Raw genomic sequence first — 25,624 nt, forward strand, 5'->3', positions numbered from 1 at the left:
TGCGGCGGGTACGCCGGTGCGGTCCGATGAACGGACCCGATCAGAAAGGCCGCGCCATGCCGGAGTCCTCAGTTCGTCGGCCGCTCATAGTGCCGTCGGTCTTGCCCGCCGATTTCGCCTGCCTCGGTGAAGAAGTGCGCGATCTGTGCGCGGCGGGCGTCGACCGGATCCAATGGGACGTGATGGACGGCGTGTTCGTCCCCAACCTCACCTTCGGTCCCGATGTCATCGCGTCGGCGCGTTCGCACAGCACCGTGGGGTTCGAGGCGCACCTCATGGTGGTGAATCCCGATGGGCTGCTCAGCACGTACGTCGACGCGGGTTGCGAGCTGATCATCGTGCACGCCGAAGCCTGTACGCATCTGCATCGCACGCTCGCCAGGATCCGCGAACTGGGCGCGCGCAGCGGTGTCGCGGTGAATCCGCACACCCCCGCCGAGGTCGTCGCGCACGTGCTGGCCGAGACCGACCTGATCCTGGCCATGACCGTGAATCCGGGTTTCGGTGGGCAGGCCTACATTCCGGCCGTGGAATCGAAGATCGCGCGGTTGCGCCGGATGATCGACGAGTCCGGGTACTCCATCGAGCTCGAAGTGGACGGCGGGATCACCGGCGACACGATCGGCGGGGCGGCCGCAGCCGGCGCCGACGTGTTCATCTCGGGATCGTGGATGTACGGCTGCCCCGAAGGCAAGGCGGCCGCGGTCAAGCGGCTTCGCGATGCCGCCACCGTCGCGGGAGCGGCAGCCTGATGACCGATATCGCGCCAACGACTTTCACGCCGTCGGTGGAGACCGACCAGCTCGCCGTCGACACCCTGCGCTTCCTCGCGGCCGACATGGTGGAGGCCGCGCAGTCGGGTCACCCCGGCATGCCGATGGGGGCGGCGCCGATGGCGTGGACGCTGTGGAGCCGGCACCTGCGCCATGACCCGGCCGATCCCGAGTGGGCCGATCGGGACCGGTTCGTGCTCTCGGCCGGACACGGGTCGGCGCTGCTGTACGGACTGTTGCACCTGTTCGGCTACGACCTGCCCGTCGAGGAACTGCGGCGCTTCCGGCAACTGGGGTCGCGGACGCCGGGTCATCCCGAGTTCGGGCAGACGCCCGGCGTGGAGTGCACCACCGGCCCGTTGGGTCAGGGGCTGGCGATGGCGGTGGGCATGGCCCTCGCCGAGCGGATGACCGCCGCCCGGTATCCGGAGATCACCGGTCATCGCACCTACGCGATCGTCGGCGACGGCTGCCTGATGGAAGGTGTCAGTCACGAAGTCGCCTCGTTCGCAGGGCATTTGGGGCTCGGCGGGTTGACCGTGCTGTGGGACGACAACGAGATCACCATCGACGGCGCGGTCGGGCGCTCGTGCGGTGACGATCAGGTGGCGCGGTTCGCGGCCTATGGGTGGCATACCGAAGTGGTGCCGGACGGGACCGATATCGAGGCGATCGACGCCGCGCTGACCCGGGCGAAGTGTGACCCCCGGCCGAGCTTTCTCGCGGTGCGCACGGTGATCGGTCACGGTGCGCCCGGCGTCGCCGGAACGGCGAAGGCGCACGGCTCGCCGCTGGGCGCCCAACGACTCGCACAGGCCAAAGAGCTGGCGGGATGGACTCTTCCGCCGTTCACCGTGCCCGAGCAGGTCGAGTCGACGTGCGCGGTGCTGGCCGCGCTCGGTGGTGCGGAGCATGCGACCTGGCTCGAGGAGTTCGCGGCGTTCGACGCCGTCGCGCCGGTGCGCGCCGCCGAGTTCCGGCGCGCCCGTGCGCGACTGCTGCCTGCGGGTTTGCCGGACGCGCTGGAAACCGTGGCCGCGCGGGCACCGCGCGCCACCCGGCAGTCCTCGCAGGCGTGTTTGCACGCGGCGCTGTCGGTGATGCCGGAATTGGTGGGCGGGTCGGCCGACCTGGCCGGGTCGACCGGCACCGTGTGCGGCGAGGTGGTGCATCGCGACGACTTCAGTTCCAGCGCTGTCGCTTTCGGTATTCGCGAGTTCGGGATGGCGGCGATTCTGAACGGGATGAGCCTGCACGGCGGGTTCCGGGTCTTCGGCAGTACGTTCCTGGTGTTCGCCGACTATCTGCGTCCCGCCCTGCGGCTGTCGGCGCTGATGGGGCAGCCGGTGATCTATGTTCTCACCCACGATTCCGTCGCGGTCGGCGAGGACGGGCCGACACATCAACCCGTCGAGCAGATCGAGTCGCTCCGGGTGATTCCGGGGCTGCAGGTGTTGCGACCGGCCGACGATGCGCAGACCGCTCTCGCTTGGGAACTCGCGCTGAGCCGGGTCGACGGACCGACCGCGCTGATCCTGTCCCGCCAGTCACTGCCCCAGCTGGAACTCGCGGAGAGTGCTACCTGGCCCGATAGTGCGCTCTCGAGAGCCGACGCGGTCGGCACGGTGGCAGGCAGACCATCCACAGCAGCGCTTCCCAGCATCCACATCGCCGCTACCGGTTCGGAAGTCGCACTGGCGGTCGCCGCCGCCGAGCAGCTACGGGCAGAAGGGTTCGCCGTGCGGGTGGTGTCGGTGATGGATCGGACGCGCTTCACCCGCGACGCCGCGGCGCACACCATCAGCATCGAGGCGGGAAGTACGGCGGGCTGGACCGGGCTGGTCGACCTGGCGATCGGGATCGACGACTTCGGGCACAGCGGCCCCGGCGACGAGGTCATGGCCCGTCACGGATTCACCGTGCGCGCCGTACTCGACCGGATTCGCGAATACCTCGACGGTGCGCCGTGACTCGACTGCGGGCGGTGATCTTCGACGTCGACGGCACCCTGGTCGACAGCGAGCGCGACGGCCATCGGGTGGCTTTCAACGCGGCCTTCGCCGAGGCGGGTCTTCCGGATCGCTGGGCGGTCGAGGAGTACGGGAAGCTGCTGAAGGTGGCCGGGGGCGCGCAACGGCTGGCGTTCTGGTTCGAACAGCAGGGCAGGCCCGTCGAGCAAGCGCGGGCGCTCGCGCATCAGGTGCACCGCACCAAGACCCGCATCATGCGGCAGATGGCAGCGGACGGGCACATCTGTGCCCGTCCGGGCGCGCGGGAACTGATCGAACGGCTCCGGTCGCACGGTGTCCGATTGCACGTGGCGACCACCGGCACCCGCGCGTGGGTCGAACCCTTGCTGAAGCACGCTTTCGGTGAGCCGTTCGACACCGTGACCACCGGCACCGAAGTGCCCGTCCTGAAGCCGAGCCCCGCGGTGTATCTGGATGTCCTGATCCAGACCGGACTGTCCCCCGATCAAGCAGTGGCCGTGGAGGACTCGTCCAACGGCGTGCGGTCGGCGGTGGCCGCGGGACTGCGGTGCGTGGCCGCCCAGAACGCCTACACGCGCACCGACGACCTCTCGGCGGCAGTGCTGGTCGCCGACGGGCTCGACGACCCGGAGCTGGTGACATGGTTCGACGGCCACCTCGCCTGAGGTGGCCGTCGAATCGGGCTCAGCGCGTGCGGCCGCGACGTTCCATGAGCCGCAACAGCATCGGCGTGAAGATCAGCTGCATCGCCAGGTCCATTTTCCCGCCCGGACACACGATCGTGTTCGGGCGCGACATGAACGAGTCGTGCAGCATCGACAGCAGATACGGGAAGTCGATGCCGTGCGGGTCGGCGAACCGGATTACCAGCATCGACTCATCTGGCGTCGGAATAGTCCGGGCCACAAAGGGATTCGATGTGTCGACCACGGGAACCCGCTGGAAGTTCACATGGGTGCGGGAGAACTGCGGGCACATGAAATTCACGTAGTCGTGCATGCGGCGCAGGATCGTCTCGGTCACCGCCTCGGTGGAGTAGCCGCGCTTGTCCTTGTCGCGGTGCAGCTTCTGGGTCCACTCGAGGTTGATCACCGGCACCACCCCGATGAGCAGGTCCGCGTACTGTGCCACGTCGACCTGTTCGTTGGCGACCGCCCCGTGTAGGCCCTCGTAGAACAGCAGGTCGGTGCCGGGGCGCAGGTCCTCCCACGGTGTGAAGGTGCCGGGTTCCTGGTCGTAGGGCGCCGCTTCCTCCTTGTCGTGCAGGTACTTTCGTACCCGGCCCGTACCGGTCTCGCCGTAGCCGCGGAACAGCTTCTCGAGGTCTTCGAACAGGTTGGCCTCCGCGCCGAAATGGCTGAAGGTGTGGTCACCGTCCGACAGCGCTCGCGCCAGCTCCTCCTTCATGCCGGCCCGGTCGAACCTGTGGAAGCTGTCGCCCTCGACGTACGCGGCGTCGATGCCTTCCCTGCGGAAGATCGAATCGAACGTGCGCATCACCGACGTTGTTCCGGCACCGGATGACCCGGTGATGGCGACGACAGGGTGCTTGGCGGACATGAATCTCCTCCTCAGGTGGTGGAACGGTAGAGACCGCGGAGACCGAACAGCGGACTCCACTGGCCGTCGGGCTCCTCGGCCGCGTCGGCGTGGTACCTCACGATGCGCGCTACCTCGTCGCGGGAACCGAAAATGAACGCGATCCGCTGGTGCAGTTCGGTGGGGGCGACGTCGAGGATGCGCTCGCGACCGGTCGAGGCCAGGCCGCCGGCCTGCTCGATCAGAAAGGCGATGGGGTTGGCCTCGTAGAGCAGCCGCAATCTGCCCGCCTTGGCTGGGTCCTTCGAGTCGCGCGGGTACAGGAACACCCCGCCCCGGGTCAGGATGCGGTGGGTTTCGACCACCAGCGACGCCACCCAGCGCATGTTGAAGTCCTTCTCGCGCGGACCCGTCGCGCCCGCCAGGCATTCGTCGATGTAGCGGCGCACGGCCGGTTCCCAGAATCGCCGGTTGGAACTGTTGACCGCGTACTCCGAGGTGGACTCCGACAGCCGCAGGTTCTGCCCGGTCAGGAAGAACTCGCCCAGTTCGGGATCGAGAGTGAAGGCGTGCACGCCGGTGCCGACGGTGAGCACGAGTTGCGTCGCGGGGCCATAGATCGCGTAGCCTGCGGCGACCTGCTCGGTGCCGGGCTGCAGGAAGTCCACCGTCGTCGCGTCGATGCCGGGGTTCGGGGCGCGCAGAATCGAAAAGATGCTGCCCACAGCGACATTCACGTCGATATTGGACGAACCGTCGAGCGGATCGAACGCCAGCAGGTATTTGCCGCGCGGATAATCGGGCGGGATCGCATACGGGTCGTCGAGCTCCTCCGACACCATTCCCGCCAGCTGGCCGCCCCATTCGTTGGCGCGCAGGAACAGCTCGTTGGCGACCACGTCGAGCTTCTGCTGCTGCTCACCCTGCACATTCACCACACCGGCGCCGCCGAGGACGCCGGTGAGCGCACCGGAGGCGATGCGCTTGGAGATCGCCTTGCAGGCCAGCGCGACGTCGAGGATCAGGGAATTGAGCTCACCGCTGGAACCGGGATGGCGCCTGCGCTCTTCGATGAGGAATTGGGTCAACGTCGTGCGATCGGTCAGCATCTTTCGAGGACACCACCGAACCCCCCGGGCGGACATCCACCCGGGGGGTGAATCGCGGGGGTGGTTACCGCGATTCGTCGCGTCAGAAGGCCGGGACCGCTTGCGCGGCCGTTGCCTCCTCGGACGTGTGCCGCTTGCGCAGCACGGTGACGCCGACGACCAGGGCCGCGGCGAGCAGTCCGGCCGCGACCGTGAACGCCAGCCGGTATCCGCTGGTCAGAGCGGCAGCGTCGGACGCTCCGGCCACCAGTTCGGTGCCGGTCCGTGCGGCGGCGAGGGTGGACAACACCGCGACGCCGATCGCCATGCCGACCTGCTGGGTGGTGTTGAACAGCCCCGAGGCCAGGCCGGCGTCGTCGGCGTCGGCGCCCGACATGCCCAGCGCGGTGAGTGCGGGCAGCACCAGCCCGCCACCGGAGACGGCCACCATCACCGGCAGCACGTCGGTGAGGTAGCCGGCATCGACCGGAAGCCGCGTCAGCCACGACATCCCGGCCAGCAACAGGGACAGACCCGCGATGAGCACGGCCCGCTCACCGAAGCGGGTGATCAGGCGGGCAGAGGCGAACAGCGACACCCCGCCGATGGCGACGGCGGCGGGCAGCATGGCCAGGCCGGTCTGCACGGCGTTGTAGCCCAGCACCTTCTGCAGGTAGAGCGCGACGATGATCTGGAAGGCGAACATGGCCGCGAGAGTGAGCATCTGGACCACATTGGCGCCGGATACCGTGCGGGAGCGAAAGATTCGCAACGGCAGCAGCGGGTTGGTCGCGGTGGCCTGACGGAGGACGAAGGCCGCGAGCAGTGCGGCGGCGAGTGCGCCGAGGCCGAGAGTGTGCGCCGAGACCCAGCCGTAGCGTTCGACTTCGACGACGGTGTAGATGCCGAGCATCAGACCGACGGTAACCAGGGCCGCACCCAGTACATCGGCGCCGGCGGACCAGCCGAGGCCGCGGTCGGCGGGCAGCGCTCGCACCGCCACCAGCACGGTCAGCACGCCGATCGGCACGTTGATCAGGAAGATCCAGTGCCAGTTCAGCGCGTCGGTGAGCACACCGCCGAGCACCTGTCCGATCGAGGCGCCCGCGGCGCCCGTGAAGCTGAAAACACCGATGGCCGTTGCGCGTTGGCGGGGTTCGGTGAAGATCGTCACCAGGATGCCGAGGACCACCGAGGCGGCGATCGCGCTGCCGACGCCCTGCAGGAATCGGGCCCCGACCAGCACGGCGGGGGTGGTCGCGACGCCTGCCAGCACCGAGGCCGCGGTGAAGACGACGGTGCCGGTGATGAACATCGTCTTGCGCCCGATCAGGTCGCCGAGGCGTCCCGCCAGCAGGAGCAGACCGCCGAAAGCGATCAGGTAGGCGTTCACGGTCCAGCTCAGGCCGGCCGGCGAGAAGCCGAGGTCCTCCTGGATCGCCGGCATGGCGACGGTCACGATGCTGCCGTCGAGGATGGTCATCAGCATCGCGGCCGACAGCACCGCGAGAGCGGTGCGCTGGGACTTGGTCATGGGGTCATCTCCTGCTCGAAGCGAACAAGAGAGACCGTACTAGATAGTTCCGTAGCAGACAATCTATAACGGACTATTGCCTCGCGCGACGCGCGGGCGCAGCGTCGACCGCAGTCGACAGATGCCCTTCCACCAGGTGATTCAGTGCACGCAACAGGGACTCACGCTCCGCCTTCGGCAGCGAGCCGAGCGCCCCCCGATGGACGCCGTCGACGATCTCGGTACTGCGCGCGGCAAGTTCGGCACCGGCCGGAGTCACCGAGATGATGCGCGCGCGACGGTCGGCGCTCGACGGCTTCCGTTCGGCCAGACCCGCCTTCTCCAGCGCGTCGACGGTGACGACCATGGTCGTCTTGTCCATATCGCCGAGCTCGGCGAGCTGAGCCTGGGTGCGCTCAGCCTCCAGCGCGTGGACCAGCACGCAGTGCATGCGGGCCGTCAGCCCGATCTCGGCCAGCGCCGCTGCCATCTGCGTGCGCAGGACGTGGCTGGTCCGGTCGAGCAGGAAGGACAGGTCGGGTTCGGCGCGCGCGGTCGCCAGAGCGGTCATACCGCTCATTATAGTTTTGTCATAGATAATCCGCATACATCCATAAGTCGGGAATGTTATCGGACTGCGGTCCGTTTAGATGGGGACCACATCCCGAAAAGAGGTTCACATGGAACTGGGGCTCACCACCTTCGCCGAGCTGTACCCGACCGGCGACCGGCCCGCGCCGACCGCCGCCGAGCGGCTGCGCCAGGTGGTCGACGAGGCCGTCGCGACCGAGGCCGCCGGGCTCGATGTGTACGGCGTGGGTGAACATCATCGCCGGGATTTCGCCGCGTCCTCCCCCGCTGTCGTCCTGGCCGCCGCGGCCGCCAGGACCGAGCGCATCCAGTTGACCAGCGCGGTGACCGTGCTCAGCTCCGACGACCCGGTGCGCGTATACCAGGACTTCGCCACGCTCGACGGGCTGTCGAACGGGCGCGCGGAGTTGATGGCGGGGCGCGGGTCGTTCACGGAGTCGTTCCCGCTGTTCGGCTACGACCTGTCCGATTACGACGCGCTCTTCGAAGAGAAGCTGGCACTGCTGCTGCGGGTACGCGAGGAAGGCCCGGTCACGTGGACCGGGCGATTCCGGGCACCGCTGCACGACGCCACGGTGTATCCGCGCACCGATGATCGGCCGCTGCCGGTGTGGATCGCGGTCGGCGGCAGTCCCGAATCGGTGATCCGCGCCGGGCTGCTGGGTCTACCGCTCGCCCTCGCGATCATCGGCGGTCAGCCGGCACGGTTCAAGCCGCTGGTCGAGCTGTATCACCGGGCGCTGACCGAAGGCGGCCACGAGAAGCAGCCCGTCGCGGTGCACGCGCACGGGTATGTCGCCGACACCGACGCCCAGGCAGTCGCCGAGTTCTACCAGCCCTACGCCGGGGCGATGTCGGTTATCGGCCGGGAGCGCGGCTGGGGACCGATGACGCGCGAACAGTTCGACGCGCTGCGTTCGCAGAGCGGTTCCCTGTTCGTCGGCACCCCCGACTACGTGGCAGGCAAGATCGCCGAGGTCCGCGACACCCTCGGCCTCGACCGCTTCATGCTGCACACCAGCGTCGGGACGCTGCCGCCCGAGCAGGTGCTGCACAGCATCGAACTGCTGGGCACGAAGGTGGCCCCGCAGGTGCGGTGAGCAGGGTCTATTCGAGCGCTGGGTCGACGCCGGTGGTCCGGGCGGCCCGGCGTTCTCGCCTTCGTCGGCGGTAACGGCTGATTCGGCTGGCGCACAGATAGACCACCCACAAACCGATGCCCAACAGGACCGCGGCGATCACCGCGGCCAGCACCGGGAAGAACACCGCGAGGGTGAGAACGCCGCCGACCGTGAGGTCCTCGGCGGTGCTCACCGCGATATTGGTGACCGGTTCCGGCGAGGTGTTGATCGCCATCCGGGTGCCCGCTTTGACGATGTGGCTGAGCAGGGCGGTCGTGCCACCCACCGCCGCGGCGAACATCGTGGGCAATGAATCATCCTGCCCCGCGATCAGCGCCGAGACGACCGCGCCCGACGCGGGCCGCACCACCGTGTGCACCGCGTCCCAGAACGAGTCGAGGTACGGGATCTTGTCCGCGACCGCCTCGATCAGGAACAGCACCCCGGCGGCGACGAGCACATCGGTGCGCTGCAGCCCCGGCGGCACATCGCCGGCCCACCCGATCCGACCGAACAAACCCAGCAGAAACACCACCGCGTACGCGTTGATACCGCTGGCCCAGCCCGCGGTGAAGATCAGAGGGAGCACCGACACCCGCTCAGACTAAGCCCGCCTGCCGACACCGCGCGGCAAGGACGTGCAGCGGCGATATCTAGCAGCGCTAGACAAGCTAGCGAGCAACTGTTACCTTTGCTCCATCATCTAGCGCTGCTAGATATCGAGGAAGGAAAGCCGAAATGCTCATCGTCACCGGCCAGATCATCGCCACCGCCGCTGTGCTCGCCAATGCCGTCGTCTACGGCACCGATGTCTGCGCGGCCGTGATCATGCGGTCGGTGTACCGCAAGCTCGATGACGCGACCGTCACCATCAGCGCGGGGTGGGGCCACTACTACGGCGACCGGCGCATGCCGGTGGTCGGTGCGGGCGGTGTGATCACCGCGGTGCTCACCCTGCTCATCGCACTGCTGGCCGGCCAGATCGGCGCCGCGGTCGCGGCGGGGATCGCGGTGGCGGCACTGCTCACCTGGCTCGCCCTCTACGTCCGCATCGCCAAGCCGATCAATGCCAGGCAGACCGCCGCCGCCCAGAGCGGCGTCATTCCGGCCGATGCCCGTGCGCTGCAGGACAAGTGGGACAGCATCCTGAAGTACCGCGTCACCCTCCAGTTCGTCGCCATCGCCGGACTGTGCGCCGCGCTGATCCTGTTCTGATATCGAATTCACCGAGGAGAATCCGTCATGAGTTTCACCAGCAATGAACAGCAGTTCCTCGCAGAGGCCGGGATCGGCCGGCTGGCCACGGTGTCGCCCGACGGCATTGTGCAGAACAACCCGACCGGCTATCGGGTGAACGCCGACGGCACGATCGATATCGGGGGTATGCGGATGCGCGGCAGCCGGAAATACCGCAATGTCGAAGCGGGCAGCCGGGTCTCGTTCGTCATCGACCAACAGGTTTCCTGGGAGCCGTACGTGATTCGCGGCATCGAGGTACGCGGCACCGCCGAAGCGCTCGACGACGAGCAGCCACCGTTCGAACACCAGGAACGCGCGATCATCCGAATCCACCCCGAGCGGATCATCTCCTGGGGCATCGACGGCGGATCCTTCGACTTCACCAGTCGCGCCGCCGAATAGAGGAGGCTCGGCTCATCATCAGCAACTTGTCTCGACAAGTCGAAACACAGGAATATCGGCCCCACGGCAGTCATCCGAGTAACGTTTTCGATCACCCGGCGATTTCTCAGACAACATCAATTCAGGAGGTTCGACATGCTTTCTGTGAAGAGACTCGCCGCCGGTGCCATCGTTGCCACCGCCACCGCTTCCGCCGTCATCGTCGGTGGCGGCGTGGCCCAGGCCGACGTTCCGGTGTGGCAGGCCAACTGTCACGTTTACAACATCTTCAACACCGGCGGAATGGCCAATTGCGAACTGCCGACCTGGCACCAGGTGAAACTCACCTGCGTCGCGTGGCCGGTCCCGTTCGTCTACTGGAAGTACGGCCCCGCGCAATACGGACAGAACCAGTCGTGGGCCAGCTGCGACTCGCTCAACGCCCTGGTGGGCATCGAGGTCATTCAGGCGTAGGCCACGCACCGCGATCGAGCAGCACCCCACTCGCCCCGTTGTTACCGTGGATTCATGGTCAGTGCGGCATCCACCCGGCGACACGAACAGCATGGGCAGGCCTTCACCCAGTTCCCTCGGGTCATCGCGAAAACCCCGGAGAGGCAAACCTGGCCTCACCGGGGTCCGGGACGCTTTGTCCGATACCGCAGCCTGATCAGGCCACCCTGACGGCGGTCCGGTAATGACCGCCATCTCCAACGAAGTGCAAAACTGCCGAGGGGTTGCCCGCCGGCAGGATCAGGCGCCGTGGCGCTCCGATCTCGTCGTCATTACCCTTCGGAAACTCCATATGGAGGCTGTTGAGCCCTCGAATAGCGCTGGTGATCGAGCTGACAAGCACGGCGACCCGGTCACTGGCCGAATGCCCGATCGTGCGGGCCAACGCGGCGGTCCACGCCAACTCGAGGCCAGATTTATACAGCTCACGCACATTGCCGGAGACATCGCGGCCATTGTCCTTCTCGATCATCTGCACAACATAGAGGGACCTTGGATCGTATGCTGCGAGCACAACGCCGCGGCGACCTTTCTCACCGCTATTGAAGTTGACCCAGTAGTCGATCCCGCCGTGGACGGTGAACTCGGTGTCTGTGGCTACGCTGCCGTTTGACGGAATTCGGCCGCGGAACGTCATCACGTAGATGTCATCCGAGCCGGCTTCGTTGGTTTCGGCCAGGCATCGCATTTCGTCGACGATCACATTTGCCATGACTATTTCTCCTTTGAGAGTGCCGCGCAGTGGTGGCTGTATCGATGCGCTGCCGGTCGGCAACACCCTTCAAAAAGTAATGCTGACCAGCAGTTTTCTCGTCCGGGTAGGCACGGAAACACATACGTGGCAGCACGGATAGGTCGTTGCAGCGGAACGAGGAGACCAATTCCAGTGCGACAGGCGCAGAGCCCCGACGTCCGCCGGATCATGCCCCGCATCGATACCATCCCTCTGATTGATCCCATCGACACCGTCGAAATCTGCACCGGCATGGAGCCTGCCGGATGACGCGTACGGCGGTCTCGTTCCACTATTCTTCCGGCTCGAGTCGGCGATGGACCATTTCTAGGGGTCCTCTTCCCGCATGAGACAGAAGACTCCCGTACTTGCCTGCAGTTGTGTGGAATTGGGCTACTGGCCGCTGCTGACGCGCATAAGCCCGACCGGCGACCTTGTCGTGTGGGACTGCGTCGAACAACCCTGCCGCACCACGCGTGACTACACGGCATTCGGCCCCATTCTGTTCGACCGCGATCACTACGACAGAGCTGTCCAGTGGCTCGACGCCGCAATAGTCGCCCACGAATGACACGACCACATTGCACCTGCCTGTTGCGTCAGCGCATCACCCGGACTGCTCGTGGAACCGCTGGATCATCGGCGGCAAACGTAGACTTCGCACGAATCCGGGTACCGGTACCACCTGGATACCGGGATCGCTATCGACGACGATGGGGGGATGAGCGAAGTGGTCGACACGCGCTCGGTGCGCACCCAGCGCCGAGCCCAACTCAGTGCGTTCCTGACATCGCGTCGCGCCAAGATCACCCCGGGTGATGTGGGCCTACTGCCGGGATCGCGTCGGCGCACGCCCGGTCTGCGCCGCGAAGAGGTGGCGCAGCTGTCGGGGGTCGGGGTGTCTTGGTACACCTGGTTGGAGCAGGGGCGTGACATCAGGGTGTCGGGGGAGGTGCTCGACGCGGTGGCGGGGGTGTTGCGGTTGAGTGCGGCCGAGCGAACGCATCTGTATGTGCTGGCCGGGCTCAATCCGCCGGTGGCGCGGGGGTCCGCGGTGGAGGTGACCGCGGAGATTCGGGCGCTCATCGATGGGTGGGTGCGTGGACCCGCGGTAGTGCGGGATCGGTACTGGAACATCGTGGCGTTCAACGTGCTCGCGGGGCGGGTGTTCGGGTGTGACGATGGCGAGCCGCACAATTGCCTGGTCACGTTCTTCACCAGTCCTCGTTATCGCGAGCTGCCCGACCTGTGGTCCGATGCCGCACCGGGTGTGGTCGCCGCCTATCGCGCGGACGCGGCCCTCGTCCCGCACGACGACGAATTCCAGCGCGTAGCAAGCGAACTCGCTGCTGCCGAGCCGGAGTTCGCCGAGCTCTGGGAGCGACACGATGTCGGTGCGCCTGTGCAAGCCGTGAACGCCCTGCACCACCCGGAGGCCGGAAATCTCTACTTCGACGCCACCACGCTCACCGTCGCCGACCATCCCCACTGGTCACTGGTGCTCTACAACCCGAAACCGAACACCGACACCGCCGACCGCCTGGCTGCCCTCCCCCGACTGCGCCTCTCCGAATCCGCGTAGCGATCCGGTGCGCGTGCGGAACCCGGATCGGCGCGACAGTGCCGACCGTCCCGCAGTACCGTCGATCCTGGTGGTGGCACACCCCTGATAACTGCGCACTGCCTGCTCGGGCTGCCACCCGCCAGGCTGAGTTCATGACGCACAACGGTTCTCGATTCGATGGCAAGACCGCGCTGATCACGGGCGGTAGTAGTGGGATGGGGTTGGCTACCGCGCATCGTCTGATCGCGGAGGGGGCTCGGGTCGTGGTGACCGGACGCGACAAGAAGCGCCTCGACGCGTCGGTCGCCGAGCTCGGTGGACAGGCGCACGGAATCGCCGGTGATGCCACCGATCTCGACGATCTCGACGATCTCGCCGCGGCGGTGGCCGACCGCTTCGGGCACCTCGATCTCCTGTTCGCCAACGCGGGCATCGGCTCGTTCCAGACGATCGAGCAGGTCACCGGCGAGCTCTTCGATCAGGTGATCGGCAGCAACCTCAAGGGCGCCTTCTTCACCATTCAGAAGGTTCTGCCGCTGCTCCCCGACCATGCCTCGATCGTCATCAATGCCTCCTTCGGCCTGCACCTCGGTGTCTCGGGCTCTGCCCTCTACTCCGCGAGCAAAGCGGCCGTCCACAACCTGACCCGCGCTCTCGCCGCGGAATTGGCGCCACGGCGAATCCGGGTGAACGCGGTCAGCCCCGGCTACATCGACACCCCGGCCTTCCGCGCGGAGCTCTCCGAATCCGCTCAGCGGGGGGTCGCGGCCCTGTCCCCCGCGGGCCGCGTCGGCACCGCAGAAGACGTCGCCGCCGCCGTCGCCTTCCTGGCCTCGGCCGACGCCGCCTTCGTCAACGGCCACGACCTGCGCGTGGACGGCGGCCTCACCGCAATCGGCGCATCGGCGCTGGGGTAGGCCGGCTCAGCGCAGCGCGGCGCGTCCGCGGATGCGGCCGAGCACCACCAGCACCACCAGTGTGACCACGACCAGGACCGTGGTTCCGGCCGCGGCGTCGAAGACTTCGCCGCGGTCGGTCTGCGCGAAGATGCTGACGGGCAACGTCTTCCAGGTGGCGGGGTAGACCATGATGGTCGCGCCGAGCTCGCCCATGGACAGGGCGACCGCCAGGCCCGCTGCCGCGCCGAGAGCGGGTAACAGCAGCGGCAGGGTGATCTGGCAGAGGACGCGAACAGGTCCCGCGCCAAGGGATTCCGCGGCCTGCCGGTAGGCGGGGTCGAGCCGATCGAGGGCGGCGGAGACGGCGCTGAAGGCGTAGGCCAGAACCAGGACCGTATGGGCGACGATGACGATCCATTTGGTCCCGCCCAGGAGCACCGGGCGTTCGTTGAAGGCGATGAGGACGCCGAGACCGACTGCTACCGACGGGACGGCGACCGGGAGGTGGAAGACGGCGTCGGTGAGACGGCGCAACCAGGTGGGCGCCGCGCGGGAGGCCAGAGCGGCCCAGGTGCCGAGGATGAGGGAGATGGCGCCGGCGAGCAGGGCGGTTTGCAGGCTCACCGAGAGGCTCGCCGCCTGCTCACCGCTGAGCGCGTTGCCGATATTGGTTAAGCCGAGGTCCGACGGCAGTGGGCCGGTCCAGCTGCCTGCCAGGGCGGCGGCGATCACGGTGGTGATCGGGGCGACGAAGACCACCGCGACCACCAGCCCGAACACGCCGAGTACCAGCGCTTTTCCGCGAGAAGTCCAGACGAGCACGATCATTGCTCCTTCGGGCGGGCGATGAACCGGGCGAACACGAACCGGTAGACGAGGTAGAGGCCCAGCGAGAGCAGCACCTGCACCGAGGCCAGCACCGCCGCACCGGGCAGGTCGAAGGTGACGATGCCCCGGGTGTAGATCAGCGCGGGCAGCGTGATGACGCCCTTGGCGCCGGTGAACAACACGATGCCGAATTCGTTGAGCGTGAGCAGCAGCACCAGCGACCCGCCCGCCGCGAGCGCGGGCCACGCCTCGGGCAGTACCACCTGCCGCAGCACCCGCCACGGCGAAGCGCCGAGACTCGCTGCCACGTCGAGCTGTTCCCGGGGCAGCTGCGCGAACGCGGCCAGCACCGGGCGCACCACGAACGGGGTGAAGTAGGTGATCTCGGCCAGGATCACACCGAGCGGGGTCGTCAGAAAGTCGATGACCGGTGTGGTGACGCCGGTCAATTCGGCGATCAGGGCATTCACCGCGCCCGCCGTCCCATAGAGGAAGGTGAAGGCGAGGGTGATCAGGAACGAGGGCAACGTCAGGATCGTGTCGATGAGCCTGCCGACCAGACCGGATCCGGGAAACGGCACGAAGGCCAGCACGATCGCCAGGAACGTGCCGAGCACCAGACACCCCGCCGTGGCACACACGGCGATGGAAACGGTGCGCCACAACGCTTCCCGGAACGCTTCGGAGCCGAGTACCGACGTCCACACCTCGGTGCCGCGCCCGGTCGGCGTCTGGGTGGACTCGGTGAGCACCCGCAGAATCGGATACCCCGCGATCCCGAGCACCACGAGCACGGGCGGCAAGGTCCAGAGGATCGGCAACCACGACCGGCGAGGTGTGGGATCTTTCGACGGCGGCGACGCGTCGGGCCGATCGAGAACGACAGCGCTCACGACAGCACCTCGCTGATGCCCCGTTCGTCTACGAGCGCTTTCATGGCTGATCCTCTGCGCGCACGGAACTGCCTGCCGTAGTGGCTGTCTCGCCGATCGCACGAGGGATGAGCACACCCGCCGGGTCCGGAAGCTTCACCCCGACAACGGCACCGACCTCGGTCGTGAAGTGCCCCGATACGTCGGCCGCGAGCGTGCCGGGTAGCCCGTCGACCGACAGCTCGACCCTGGTCGTGGCACCACGCCATACCGAGGTCGACACAGTGGCGCGCAAGGCGTCCCGCTCGCCGGGTTTGCCGACGGTGATCGTGTGCGGGCGGATACACAGCAGCGCGTCGTCGTCGGGCGCCCACTCCGCCGGTCCCACACCGGGTTGCGGCGCCTGGGCGCGCAGGGTGTTGGTGCCCGCGGTGACAAGGGCCGCGGTGCCGGTGACGTGGTTGACGGTGCAGGGCACCAGGTTCGCGCCGCCGAGGAACCCCGCGGTGAAGTCGGTGGGCGGGCGCTGCCACAGGTTTTCGGCCGTGTCGATGTCGACGAGACGGGCATCGCGCATCACCGCGATCCGATCCGCCAGCGCCAGCGCCTCGGCCTGGTCATGGGTCACGTACAGCATCGCGGTGTCGGGCAGCGCTTTGCGCAACGCCTGCAACTCGCCGAGCATCGAATGGCGCAATTGCGCGTCGAGCGCGGCGAGCGGCTCGTCCAGCAGCAGGACGCTGGGCTTGATGGCCAGCGCACGGGCGATCGCCACCCGCTGCTGCTGGCCACCGGACAACTCACGGGGGAGCCGCTGCGCGTAGCCGCCCATGCCGACCATGTCGAGCGCCTCGGCGACCCGTGCGGCGATCTCCGCCCGCGGCACCCGATGCGATTTCAGGCCGAACGCCACATTGCTGTGCACGCTCATGTGCGGGAACAACGCGTAGGACTGCACGACGACACCGATCCCCCGCTTGGCGGGCGAGAGATCGGTGACGTCGCGGCCCGCCAGGCGGACCGCGCCCGAGGTGGGCCGGACGAAACCGGCCAGCGCCTTGAGCGCGGTCGACTTGCCCGAACCACTCGGGCCGAGGAGCGCGACAGTCTCACCGACGGCGACGCGCAGGGTGAAATCGGCCAGCGCGACGGCGGCCTTGCGGCCGCGGCCGTAGCTGACCCCGACCCGGTCGAACACGATCGCGGGTTCGGTGGTTGCCGCCACGGACATGGCGGATCTCATCTGGAGGTCACCGTCGGACATCGTCAACTCCCTTGTGTCACAGCCGCAGTCAGCTGCCGGTTGCCTTCTGGTACGCCGCGACGTCGGCGTCCAGCTCGGTGAGCACCTTGTTCCAGTCGACCGGGACCACCTCGACACCCGTCATGGTGGCGGCCGGACCACCGTCGGCCGGGGCAGGCACATCGGTGCGGGGCGACACGGCGAACGCCTCGGGGCCCAGTTTCGCCTGCGCGGCCGGGGCCATCAGGAAGCTCATCAGCTTGGTGGCGTCGTCCTTGTGCGGCGCGCCCTTGGCCAGACCCATCATGTACGGGACGGCCACGGTGGAACGCTTGCCGGCGGCGGCCGGGAAGAAGACGGTGAACTTGGAGCCCTTCTCCTTCACCGTGGTCAGGTTCATCTGCACGTCGCCGTTGGCGATGAGCAGCTCACCCTTGTCGACCTTGGCCTGCAGTTTGCCGGTCGAGGACGACGGGCCGACGTTGTTGGCCTGCAACGCGGCCAGGTAGTCGAGGGCGGCCTGCTTGCCACGCAGCTGCTGCAGCAGCACCAGCACCGCGGTGCCGTCACCGGCCTGGCCGGGAGTGGAGTACTGCAGCTTGCCCTTGTACTCCGGCTTCAGCAGGTCTTCCCAGGTGAGCGCCGAGGCGTCGACCGCGGGGTTGGCGATGAAGCACAGAAAGTTGTTGGCCAGGGTCACATAGCTGCCCTCGGCGTCCTTGGCCGCGGGGGGTACAGCGGCGGTGTCGATGCCGCTGGGCTGCAGCAGACCCGACTGCTTGGCCTTCTGGATGAACGGGGGCAGCGTAACGACGACGTCGGCCTGCGGGTTGGACTGTTCCTTGTCGACGCGGTTCACGACCTCGCCGGAGCCCGCCTCCACCAGGTTGACCGCGATGCCGGTCTCCTTGGTGAACGCGGCGAACTGGGACTTGTACCAGCCACCGACACCGTCGGCGGAGTACACGGTGACGGTCTTGCCGTCCGCGGATTCGGTACCGGTGCCACCGCAGGCGCCGGTGAACGCGACGGCGGTGACGCCGGCCAGCAGCAGCGCGACCTTGGACAGGCGGCGCGCGGTGAGGGAAGTACGCACGATGACAGCAACTTTCGTTTCAGATGTCGGGGGAATCGCAGGGGCGGGTGGATCGGAGGGCGACGCCGCGGCGAATACCGCGACGGCAGGTTCGTGAGCGAGCAGCGGCTCTCAGTGCGCGAGCACCAGCGCCGGGAACTCGGCGACCGACGCCACGACATGGGTGGCGCCGGCGGCGCGCAGCTGCTCGGCGGTGTGCGCGCCGGTGAGGGTGCCCGCGACGATGCCCGCGCCTGCGGCCAGGCCGGTGGCGATATCGCTGGTGGTGTCACCGAGCACGGCGATCCGGTCGACGGCGTCGACGCCCAGGCGCAGCGCGGCGGCCAGCACCATGTCGGGGTAGGGGCGGCCGCGTCCGGCGTCGGACGGTGCGAGGGTGAGGTCGACCAGGTCGGCCCAGCCCAGCGCGGCGAGGAGTTTGTCCTGCGTCCTCCGGCTGAATCCGGTGGTCAGCGCGACCCGGACACCGGCCGCACGCAGTGCGGTGATCGCGTCCACCGCACCGGGGATCGGCGCGATATCGGCCTCGTCGACCAGTGCTTCGTAGGCGGTTTCGAAGGCGCGGTTGGCATGGTGGGCGGCGGCCTCGTCGCCGTCGAGCAGCGCGCGGAACACCTCGATCTTGGACTGGCCCATGGTGTCGACCACGTAGCGGCGGGCCTGTTCCCGGCGCGGGCCCTCGGGCTCGATCCCGGCGGTGGTGGCGGCACTCTCGAAGGCGCGCAACACCAGCCCGCCGTCGGCGACGGTGGTGCCTGCCATGTCGAGGGCGGCGAGCTGAATCTTGTTGTTCGACACAGGTGTTCCTCACAGTCCGATCTGGTCGGCGGTCTGTTCGCCGATGGCGGGGCCGAGCGTCATACCGCGACCGCCGGGGCCGGTGACGACCCAGACGTTGGTATCGGCGCGCACCCGGGTGACGACGGCTCCAGGGTCGACGCTCTGGCTGTAGACGCCCGCCCAGCGCCGCACGATCGGCGGCAGCTTGCGGCCGAGCAATTCCTCGGTCACCTCGGTGAGGTGGTCATAGGGTGCTTCGTCGACGTCGAAGGCGAACGGCTCGACATATTCGTGGGTGTCGCCGATGGTCAGGCCACCGTGCAGGCGCTGCACGCACAGCAGCTGCATCTTGTGCTCGGCGGCGGTCGCGGTCTGCGATTGCTCGGCGGCCAGCGAATCCAGCTGCGGGCTCGCGAAACCCGGGTAGTAGCGGAAGCTGTCGCCGTCGGCGATCGCGGTGGTGAGCGGTTCGCCCAGCGGGGCGGTCTGCATCATCTGCAGCCGCACGCGGCGCACCGGCAGTTCGCCCGCCAGCTCACGAGTGAGCCCCGAGTGGGCGGCGCCGGGGCAGTGGACGACCAGGTCGGCCTCGTGGTGGCGACCGTGATCGTCGACCACCACCGCGCCGGAACCGGTGTCGAGGACCGCGCGGGCCTCGGTGCCCTCATGAAAGGTGTAGCGATCGGAGGCAGCCATGTGGGCGCGCAGCGCGGGCAGCGCTTGCCGCGACTCCACGGCGGCATCGGTCGAGCAGTGCAGGCCCGCAAGGTATTTGCCGCGCACCGCCGGGTTGATCGCGCGCACCTGGTCGGGGTCGAGCAGGGTGAAACCACGGGCATCGGCGGAGTCGCCGGCAGCCGCGGCCTCGGCGACAGCGAGTTCGGCGGGGGTACGCACCAGCGTGATCGAACCGGCGGGCCGGAAGCCGACGCCGGCCACCCGGCCGCCGATCTCCTCCCACAGCTCGCGCGAACGCAGCGTCAGCTCCAGCTCGTTCGCCGACCGGCCCGAGACCCAGACCAGGCCGAAGTTGCGGACCGTCGCGCCGCGGGCTTCGCGCTCGCGTTCGAGGTGCACGACCTCGTGTCCACGGGCTATCGCCGCCCAGGCGTGGGCGGTGCCGAGGATCCCTCCACCGATGATGACCAATCGCATGCCACCGATAGTGGCAAATGGTCTAGACCGATAGGTGTGGGCCGCGAGAACGGCAAGTTAATTTTTGGTATAGACCAATCCGGGTAGGGTGGGCAGCATGGATTCGCCGCAGACGACCCGAGTTCCGAAGGTGTTCCTGGTTCGCACCGAAATCGATCTGCTGCTGGCCGATCTCACCGAGGGCGACCCGGTGCCCTCCGAACGCGACCTCGCCACCCGCTTCGGCGTCGCCCGCGAGACCGTGCGACAGGCACTGCGAGAACTGCTGGTGGAAGGCAGGATTCGCCGTCAGGGTCGCGGCACGGTGATCTCCCGCCCCAAACTCACTCAGCCACTGTCGCTGCGCTCCTATACCGAGGGCGCGATCAGCCTCGGCCGCACCCCCGGCCGCATCCTGGTGGCCTGGGAAGACGTCGCCGCGGACGCGGCGACGGCCACCGACCTCGAGGTGGAGCCGGGCACCGAGGTGATGCACCTGGAGCGGGTACTGCTCGCCGACGGTGAACGTGTCGGACTGGAGAGCACCTACCTGCCGCTGCACCGCTTCGCCGCCCTGCGCGGCAGCTATGACCCCACCACTTCGCTGTACGCCGCGATCCGCGCCACCGGCGTCGAACTCGCCGGTGCGCGCGAACGCATCGAAACCGTACTCGCCGCCCCGCGAGAGGCGGGTCTACTCGAATGCACCACCGCACTACCGATGTTGCTGCTGCACCGGCGCAGTGTCGACGCCGACGGCGCACCCATCGAACGGGTGCGCTCGCTCTACCGTGGCGACCGCATCGCCTTCGAGGCGAGACTGTCACCGGAGCCGGCGTAGCCCCTCACTGCTCGGGCAGCCGTCGCCGCCCGCCGGCCACATCGGTGACCAGATCTGTGTAACCATCCACAAGCTCGGCAAGGTGGTACCAGTGCTTGTGGGTGTTGTCGCTTCGCGCGCCGTCGATGTCGATCGCCTGATTGGCATCCACCCAGCTACGCGCCATCCGGTCGACGACCGCACCGAGACTTTCGGTGTGCAGCGAGGCGCCGTTGCGATGCAACGGGATCTCCTGGACACACCAGTCGTTGATATCGTCGACGAGTTCACTTCGACGGCAATCGATCTCGGCGATCAATGCCGTATCACGCACCTGCCCCCGCCGTTCGTGCAGTTCAGCGAGTGCGTGCGCTGACCGCAACAATTCGCGATCTTGAAATCGCCGCCCCTGAAATGCGCACAACAATTGCGGAGCGGTGGGCAGTATGCCCATCACCGGCGCGCTCATCGCACGGCCCCGAATTCACCCGACACCCAAGATTTGTCTACCAACATGATTGGCTCTCGATTCGGTTATCCCGGTCATCTGTTTGGATTGTTCGCAACCAGGCTAACTGGATCATGCTCGCTCAGAAGGCGAAACGCAAGATTGCGTTATCACTCCTGCAGTAAAGCCGCCCTGACAGAACTGGGAGTCACATGCGCAGCGCCGCACGGTCTTCCGGCGCGCCTCGCGGACTCGCCGAACACCATGGCAGGCCCTATGCCGCTGTCTTCGCCGAACGCGTGACATAGCGGCCTTGCAGCGCAATAATGCGTTTCATGGCAGGCAAGCGTACGACCCTGACCGTCCGGCTCCGCAGGCTCGCAGCCATGTTGCGCGAGTTGCGCGAAAGCGCCCAGCTGAGCAAGGAAGACGTCAGCGCGCGAACCGGAATCAACGTCACCACGCTCTACCGGATCGAAATGGCGCAGGCGCGCCCACAACGTCGCACTCTCGGCGCCATGCTCGACCTGTATCAGGTCGACGACAAAATGCGCGAGGAAGCGCTCAGCTTGCTGACCGACGCGTTGAAACCCGGCATGTCGCGACCTTACGAAGGCGCGGTGTCGGAGGTGTATGCGAATTACATCAACTTCGAGGCGGAAGCGTTGTCGGCCAGGCAATACCAGACCTCGACGGTGCCCGGCCTGCTGCAGACCTTCGAGTACGCCGCCGCCGTGATCGACACCTCGATGCCACGCCTGGATGCCTCGGTGATGGAGAGCCGAGCGCAGGCGCGCATGGATCGCGCCATCAACCTGACCAAGGACGACCCGCTGGAATTGTGGGTGGTGATGGACGAGGCGGCGATCCGCAGGGTGGTCGGTGGACCCGCGACGATGGCAGGCCAGCTCGACCGGCTGCTCGACGAGACCAAGCGCAAGAACGTGATCCTGCAGGTACTTCCGTTCGACGCGGGCGCGCACCCCGGCATGGCGGGCTCGTTCACGCTGCTCGACTTCCGCAATCCCGTCGACCCCGAACTGGTGTACGTGGAGAGTATGTCCGTGCACGATCTGGTCGAGGGGCACTCGGAGATCCGGCGATTCGGCGTGATCTTCGACCAGCTGCGGGCGATGGCGTTGAGTCCCCGCGATTCGGCCAAGCTGATCACCGAGGCACGGGACGCGATCACCCGGTCCGCGTCCGCTCAGTAGCGGCTGGCCCGGCGGAAACCGATCGCGGCCGGTAGGGCGAAGATCGCGATCGCGCCGAGCGACCACGCCAGGGTGGCCAGCAGCGGGCCACGCACCGGCCCGCCGAGCGAGAGGCCGCGCATGGTGTCGATGGCGTGCGTGAGCGGGTTGTGCTCCACGATCGGGCGCGCCCAACCGGGATAGGCGGCGAGCGGGACGAATCCGGTGCTGAAGAACATCAGCAACGACGAGCCCAGCGAAACAACCTCCACCAGTGCGGCTCTAGCCGTGTACACCGCCAGTGCGGTGACCATCGTCGCGAAGCCGAGTCCGTACAGCACCGGGATGGCGAACAGGGCGATCGCGGCGGGCAGGCCCTGGGTGAAGCGGAATCCGAGCGCGATGCCGACCGCGAAGATCACCATGGTGCACACCAGGATCCGGACGCCTTCGGCCAGGACGCGCGACAGCAGACCCGAGGCACGATGGACCGGCAGTACCCAGAATCGGGAGAGCAGTCCCTCGTCGCGCTCGCGGCCCAGGGTGACCGCTCCGGCCAGGGAACCCGACATCACCCCGACCAGTGCGACCATCGGGACCGACCCGTAGAGGGCGTCGGCGCCCGCGAACGACGACACCTGTTTGCCCAGTACGGCATTGAGCATCACCAGCAACAACGCGGGGAAGAGCAGGGCCTGCATCACGGTCAACGGGTCTCGGCCCCAGCGAGTCAACAGACGCCGGGTCTGGATCACGGTCTGCGGTAGCAGCATTCGCAGCGACTCGCTGTGCCGCGCGAGGGCGGGCAGAGGAAGGGTTGTCATGCGGCCCGCCGGGCGGCATGGCGCCAGGACAGACCGCCGCAGACCACCAGGATGCCGAGTGCCCAGGCCAGACCGGGGCCCAGGGTCGCGAGGTCGACGGTGCCCGCGTCGCCGGTGGAATCGCCCGCCAGCGCGCGCAGGCCGTCGACGAACTGGGAGACGGGCTGATTGCGGGCGAAACCCTGGATCCAGCCGGGAAATTGGCTCGCGGGCGCGAAGCCGGTGGACACCATGCCGAAGATCAGCTGGGGCAGGACGAGGATCTGGGTGGTGGCCTCGGGACTGGCGGACACGCTGCCGAGCAGATCGGCGCCGCAGCTCAGGGCCGTCGCGATCAGCAGCGAGAACGCGAGGAAGCCGACTGTGTGCCACCAGCTTCCGTAGAACCGGAACCCGATGACGGCGCCGCAGACGAGCGCGGCGCCGACCGCGATCACCGCGCGGTGGGCGGCCGCGGTGATCCTGGCCGCGAACGGGACCCAGCGTGGCATCGGCAGGGTCGCGAACCGGACGTCGAGGCCGTCACGGGCATCGGTGGCGGCACGGAACGCGGCCGAGATGGCGCAGAACGCCACGGCCTGCATGACGATCATCGGCATCAGGAACTGGGCGTAGCTGCTCAGGCCGTGCCCGTAGACGGTCATCACGAGGTTGAGCGGGACGTAGAAGCCGAGGGTGAACACCGCGGGGGCGAGCAGGGCGGTGAGGATCTCACCGGTGCGCCATGCCGGACGGATCAGCCGTCGCGCGAGCACCCACCACTGGGTGAACGCCACCGTCGGCGCGCGGTCGGGCGTGAGCTCGTCGGCGGTCGGCACGCCCCCATCGTGGTCGATGCGCGCGGTGGTGCCGGGGAACCCGGTCAGCATGTCGTGCGCGCGGAGGGCGGGGCGGTCGCGAGGATGCGGGCGATTTCGGGGAGGACGTCGGGTGCGGTGAGGTCGCGCGGGGTGGCGTCGAGGACGAAGCCGGTGACCGCACCCTCGACGTAGGGGCGCCACCGGCGAACTGTGGCACCGGGGTCGAGGCGATCGGTGCCGCCGGGCTCCCGGCCCGGGATGCACACGGTGAGGTCGCCGAGGAGCCACGAGGGCCGGTGTCCGGCCACCATGCGTGCGGCTGTGGCGCTCAGGTCGGCCAGTCGGTCGAGATCGTCGCCGGTGACGTCGATCGTTCCCGCCATGGCGGCATTGATCGCCGCGGCGGTGTCGTCGGAGGTCGGGGTTGTCGAGCCTTCCACAGCTGCGTCGAAGGCCGGGCTGTCGACACCGAGCAGCGAGGCGATACGGTCGGCCGGCAGCGGCGCCGGGGCGGGCGCCTCGGGGTCGGTGGCGAGAACGACGACACGGACTCGCTCGCCTGCCGCACGGAGCCGAACCGCGACTTCGTGGGCGACGAAACCCCCTGCGGACCAACCGAGTAGCTGGTACGGGCCGTGCGGGGCGATGCGGCGGATCTCGGCGAGACAGCGGGTGGCGTAGTCGCGGATCGTGCGCGGTTCGGCGCTAGCCTGCAGACCGTAGATCGGGACGCGAGGATCGAGGTGGGCGACCAGGCCCGCATAGTTCCAGGCCAGGACCGCTTCCCCGGCCAGGCAGAACAGCGGTGTGCCGTCGACATAGGCGCTGTGCGGGCGGATCGGCAGCACCATCGCCGTCGCCGCGGAATCGGCACGCTCGCCGACGGGCGGCTCCGTCGAACAGGAATCGGGCCGACCTGCCGTCCACCCGCAGGCGGACGGCAGGTCGGCCGGATCGTCAACGGTGCTCACAACACATGATACGTCGCACGAAACCCCCAGCAGCCCAATACTTTCGGGGGCTTCCGCCACAGACCGACCGCGCATCCGAACTCCTTCGCCGACCCGACCACAGATGGTGTGAGTTCCACTGTCGCGCGGGACGGCCCCGACCCCAACCCTCCCCGGGGCCCGGTATCGCCCACCCAGGTGGCGGTGAATCCACCCTTGGTGTCAATAGGTGTTCGCGGGCAGGCTGCGTGCGCCGGACCACAGATCGTCGATCAAGCGCTCATAGCTGTCGGCGAGGTCGTCGAGGCGGACCCATTCGTCGTAGAAGACCGACTCGGGGGCGCCGGCCAGGCCGACGAACGCCTGGGAACAGTGCTTGGCCAGACGATCGACCAGGCCGCCGAGGGTTTCGCAATGTTCGTCCGCCGCGGCGTGCGGAACGGGGGCGGCGAGGATCACCCAGCGGTCGATCGCGCGCATCAGCTGGGTCCGGCGCCGGTCGATGCGCTCGGACTCGCTCAGAGGGGAACGCTCGCGCAACTGGTGCAGCAGCGCCAGCTCCCCGGCGGCATCGAGGATGGGGTGGTCATCGTGTGGCAAACCACGGAACGCCGCGAGGAGCACGTCCCGGCCGGGCAGCATCGCCTCTCGTGCCGCGTGCCGCATTTCACCGCTCCCCCGCCGAACCGAC

At 67.9% G+C, this 25,624-nt stretch carries 28 protein-coding genes; 11 read left to right on the forward strand and 17 right to left on the reverse strand.

Annotated elements, in window-relative coordinates; translation table 11 throughout:
- Positions 1 to 26 precede the first annotated feature (26 nt).
- Genes rpe through ACWFRF_RS15060 form a run of 3 tightly spaced genes read left to right on the forward strand, consistent with a single transcriptional unit; the run spans position 27 to position 3,429 of the window.
- The gene (gene rpe / locus ACWFRF_RS15050; protein ID WP_452450408.1) at positions 27 to 752 is read left to right on the forward strand and encodes a ribulose-phosphate 3-epimerase; all 726 of its coding nucleotides are present in this window, start codon (positions 27 to 29) and stop codon (positions 750 to 752) included.
- Entirely contained in the window at positions 752 to 2,743 is a 1,992-nt protein-coding gene (gene tkt, locus ACWFRF_RS15055) for a transketolase (RefSeq protein WP_452450410.1), read from the forward strand. The genes rpe and tkt overlap by 1 nt, the downstream gene beginning before the upstream one ends.
- Positions 2,740 to 3,429, forward strand: coding sequence for an HAD family hydrolase (locus tag ACWFRF_RS15060; RefSeq protein ID WP_452450412.1), 690 nt, complete (start codon positions 2,740 to 2,742; stop codon positions 3,427 to 3,429). Before tkt ends, ACWFRF_RS15060 begins: the two co-directional genes overlap by 4 nt.
- 19 nt (positions 3,430 to 3,448) lie before the next feature.
- Here the strand turns inward: ACWFRF_RS15060 and ACWFRF_RS15065 are convergent, their stop codons facing one another.
- From ACWFRF_RS15065 to ACWFRF_RS15080, 4 genes are all read right to left on the reverse strand, one after another.
- Positions 3,449 to 4,324, reverse strand: a complete 876-nt coding sequence (locus ACWFRF_RS15065) for a phosphoribulokinase (protein ID WP_378992266.1) — start codon at positions 4,322 to 4,324, stop codon at positions 3,449 to 3,451.
- A gap of 11 nt (positions 4,325 to 4,335) precedes the next feature.
- Positions 4,336 to 5,412 carry a class 1 fructose-bisphosphatase gene (locus ACWFRF_RS15070; RefSeq protein WP_379313283.1) on the reverse strand — a complete coding sequence of 359 codons (1,077 nt, stop codon included), beginning with the start codon at positions 5,410 to 5,412 and terminating at the stop codon, positions 4,336 to 4,338.
- An 82-nt stretch (positions 5,413 to 5,494) separates the two neighbouring features.
- Positions 5,495 to 6,925: a DHA2 family efflux MFS transporter permease subunit gene (locus tag ACWFRF_RS15075; protein ID WP_379313282.1), complete on the reverse strand. Its 1,431-nt coding sequence runs from the start codon at positions 6,923 to 6,925 to the stop codon at positions 5,495 to 5,497.
- A 73-nt stretch (positions 6,926 to 6,998) separates the two neighbouring features.
- Positions 6,999 to 7,475 (reverse strand): MarR family winged helix-turn-helix transcriptional regulator, encoded by a 477-nt coding sequence (locus tag ACWFRF_RS15080; RefSeq protein ID WP_452450415.1) that lies wholly within the window; start codon positions 7,473 to 7,475, stop codon positions 6,999 to 7,001.
- Between the two features lie 109 nt (positions 7,476 to 7,584).
- Between ACWFRF_RS15080 and ACWFRF_RS15085 the strand changes: the two genes are divergently transcribed.
- On the forward strand, positions 7,585 to 8,595 hold the full coding sequence (locus ACWFRF_RS15085) for an LLM class flavin-dependent oxidoreductase (protein WP_378992258.1): 1,011 nt from the start codon (positions 7,585 to 7,587) through the stop codon (positions 8,593 to 8,595).
- A 7-nt stretch (positions 8,596 to 8,602) separates the two neighbouring features.
- Here ACWFRF_RS15085 and ACWFRF_RS15090 read toward each other — a convergent pair whose 3' ends face one another.
- The gene (locus ACWFRF_RS15090) at positions 8,603 to 9,211 is read right to left on the reverse strand and encodes a DUF4126 domain-containing protein (protein WP_452450416.1); all 609 of its coding nucleotides are present in this window, start codon (positions 9,209 to 9,211) and stop codon (positions 8,603 to 8,605) included.
- A gap of 143 nt (positions 9,212 to 9,354) precedes the next feature.
- Between ACWFRF_RS15090 and ACWFRF_RS15095 the strand changes: the two genes are divergently transcribed.
- The 3 genes from ACWFRF_RS15095 (at position 9,355) to ACWFRF_RS15105 (ending at position 10,710) form a co-directional block, all read left to right on the forward strand.
- The gene (locus ACWFRF_RS15095) at positions 9,355 to 9,831 is read left to right on the forward strand and encodes a DUF1772 domain-containing protein (RefSeq protein WP_378626429.1); all 477 of its coding nucleotides are present in this window, start codon (positions 9,355 to 9,357) and stop codon (positions 9,829 to 9,831) included.
- A gap of 27 nt (positions 9,832 to 9,858) precedes the next feature.
- Positions 9,859 to 10,257, forward strand: coding sequence for a PPOX class F420-dependent oxidoreductase (locus ACWFRF_RS15100; protein ID WP_378992255.1), 399 nt, complete (start codon positions 9,859 to 9,861; stop codon positions 10,255 to 10,257).
- Positions 10,258 to 10,392: 135 nt separating this feature from the next.
- The gene (locus ACWFRF_RS15105) at positions 10,393 to 10,710 is read left to right on the forward strand and encodes a hypothetical protein (protein WP_378992253.1); all 318 of its coding nucleotides are present in this window, start codon (positions 10,393 to 10,395) and stop codon (positions 10,708 to 10,710) included.
- Positions 10,711 to 10,906: 196 nt separating this feature from the next.
- Here the strand turns inward: ACWFRF_RS15105 and ACWFRF_RS15110 are convergent, their stop codons facing one another.
- Positions 10,907 to 11,461: a hypothetical protein gene (locus ACWFRF_RS15110; RefSeq protein ID WP_452450419.1), complete on the reverse strand. Its 555-nt coding sequence runs from the start codon at positions 11,459 to 11,461 to the stop codon at positions 10,907 to 10,909.
- Positions 11,462 to 12,203: 742 nt separating this feature from the next.
- Here ACWFRF_RS15110 and ACWFRF_RS15115 point away from each other — a divergent pair.
- Entirely contained in the window at positions 12,204 to 13,064 is an 861-nt protein-coding gene (locus ACWFRF_RS15115; RefSeq protein WP_452450421.1) for a helix-turn-helix transcriptional regulator, read from the forward strand.
- A gap of 134 nt (positions 13,065 to 13,198) precedes the next feature.
- Entirely contained in the window at positions 13,199 to 13,963 is a 765-nt protein-coding gene (locus ACWFRF_RS15120) for a glucose 1-dehydrogenase (RefSeq protein WP_452450422.1), read from the forward strand.
- 6 nt (positions 13,964 to 13,969) lie between these two features.
- On the opposite strand, the gene ACWFRF_RS15125 is transcribed toward ACWFRF_RS15120, so the two are convergent.
- From ACWFRF_RS15125 to ACWFRF_RS15150, 6 genes are all read right to left on the reverse strand, one after another.
- Complete coding sequence (locus tag ACWFRF_RS15125; RefSeq protein WP_452450424.1) at positions 13,970 to 14,773, reverse strand: ABC transporter permease; 804 nt, start codon at positions 14,771 to 14,773, stop codon at positions 13,970 to 13,972.
- The gene (locus ACWFRF_RS15130) at positions 14,770 to 15,666 is read right to left on the reverse strand and encodes a 2-aminoethylphosphonate ABC transporter permease subunit (protein ID WP_452450426.1); all 897 of its coding nucleotides are present in this window, start codon (positions 15,664 to 15,666) and stop codon (positions 14,770 to 14,772) included. Before ACWFRF_RS15130 ends, ACWFRF_RS15125 begins: the two co-directional genes overlap by 4 nt.
- A gap of 40 nt (positions 15,667 to 15,706) precedes the next feature.
- Positions 15,707 to 16,909: an ABC transporter ATP-binding protein gene (locus tag ACWFRF_RS15135; RefSeq protein ID WP_452450428.1), complete on the reverse strand. Its 1,203-nt coding sequence runs from the start codon at positions 16,907 to 16,909 to the stop codon at positions 15,707 to 15,709.
- 28 nt (positions 16,910 to 16,937) lie between these two features.
- Entirely contained in the window at positions 16,938 to 17,984 is a 1,047-nt protein-coding gene (locus ACWFRF_RS15140; RefSeq protein WP_452450430.1) for a 2-aminoethylphosphonate ABC transporter substrate-binding protein, read from the reverse strand.
- Positions 17,985 to 18,095: 111 nt separating this feature from the next.
- Positions 18,096 to 18,782, reverse strand: coding sequence for a phosphonatase-like hydrolase (locus tag ACWFRF_RS15145; RefSeq protein WP_379314571.1), 687 nt, complete (start codon positions 18,780 to 18,782; stop codon positions 18,096 to 18,098).
- A 9-nt stretch (positions 18,783 to 18,791) separates the two neighbouring features.
- Positions 18,792 to 19,919 (reverse strand): TIGR03364 family FAD-dependent oxidoreductase, encoded by a 1,128-nt coding sequence (locus tag ACWFRF_RS15150; protein ID WP_452450432.1) that lies wholly within the window; start codon positions 19,917 to 19,919, stop codon positions 18,792 to 18,794.
- Between the two features lie 97 nt (positions 19,920 to 20,016).
- Here ACWFRF_RS15150 and ACWFRF_RS15155 point away from each other — a divergent pair, with 97 nt between their 5' ends.
- Positions 20,017 to 20,739 carry a GntR family transcriptional regulator gene (locus tag ACWFRF_RS15155; protein WP_378626415.1) on the forward strand — a complete coding sequence of 241 codons (723 nt, stop codon included), beginning with the start codon at positions 20,017 to 20,019 and terminating at the stop codon, positions 20,737 to 20,739.
- Between the two features lie 4 nt (positions 20,740 to 20,743).
- On the opposite strand, the gene ACWFRF_RS15160 is transcribed toward ACWFRF_RS15155, so the two are convergent.
- Positions 20,744 to 21,103, reverse strand: coding sequence for a DUF4254 domain-containing protein (locus ACWFRF_RS15160; RefSeq protein ID WP_101468584.1), 360 nt, complete (start codon positions 21,101 to 21,103; stop codon positions 20,744 to 20,746).
- 398 nt (positions 21,104 to 21,501) lie between these two features.
- Here ACWFRF_RS15160 and ACWFRF_RS15165 point away from each other — a divergent pair, with 398 nt between their 5' ends.
- Positions 21,502 to 22,380, forward strand: coding sequence for a helix-turn-helix domain-containing protein (locus ACWFRF_RS15165; protein ID WP_378655165.1), 879 nt, complete (start codon positions 21,502 to 21,504; stop codon positions 22,378 to 22,380).
- Here the strand turns inward: ACWFRF_RS15165 and ACWFRF_RS15170 are convergent.
- The 4 genes from ACWFRF_RS15170 to ACWFRF_RS15185 all read right to left on the reverse strand — a co-directional run bounded on the left by ACWFRF_RS15170 (position 22,374) and on the right by ACWFRF_RS15185 (position 25,599).
- The gene (locus ACWFRF_RS15170) at positions 22,374 to 23,183 is read right to left on the reverse strand and encodes an ABC transporter permease (protein ID WP_379317834.1); all 810 of its coding nucleotides are present in this window, start codon (positions 23,181 to 23,183) and stop codon (positions 22,374 to 22,376) included. The two genes, ACWFRF_RS15165 and ACWFRF_RS15170, sit on opposite strands and share 7 nt — an antisense overlap.
- Complete coding sequence (locus ACWFRF_RS15175; protein ID WP_379317832.1) at positions 23,180 to 24,052, reverse strand: ABC transporter permease; 873 nt, start codon at positions 24,050 to 24,052, stop codon at positions 23,180 to 23,182. Before ACWFRF_RS15175 ends, ACWFRF_RS15170 begins: the two co-directional genes overlap by 4 nt.
- On the reverse strand, positions 24,046 to 24,954 hold the full coding sequence (locus ACWFRF_RS15180; RefSeq protein WP_452450435.1) for a thioesterase domain-containing protein: 909 nt from the start codon (positions 24,952 to 24,954) through the stop codon (positions 24,046 to 24,048). The genes ACWFRF_RS15175 and ACWFRF_RS15180 overlap by 7 nt, the downstream gene beginning before the upstream one ends.
- A 201-nt stretch (positions 24,955 to 25,155) precedes the next feature.
- Positions 25,156 to 25,599 carry a hypothetical protein gene (locus ACWFRF_RS15185; RefSeq protein WP_387442200.1) on the reverse strand — a complete coding sequence of 148 codons (444 nt, stop codon included), beginning with the start codon at positions 25,597 to 25,599 and terminating at the stop codon, positions 25,156 to 25,158.
- Positions 25,600 to 25,624: the final 25 nt, after the last annotated feature.

The organism is Nocardia sp. NPDC055165 (assembly GCF_053606985.1).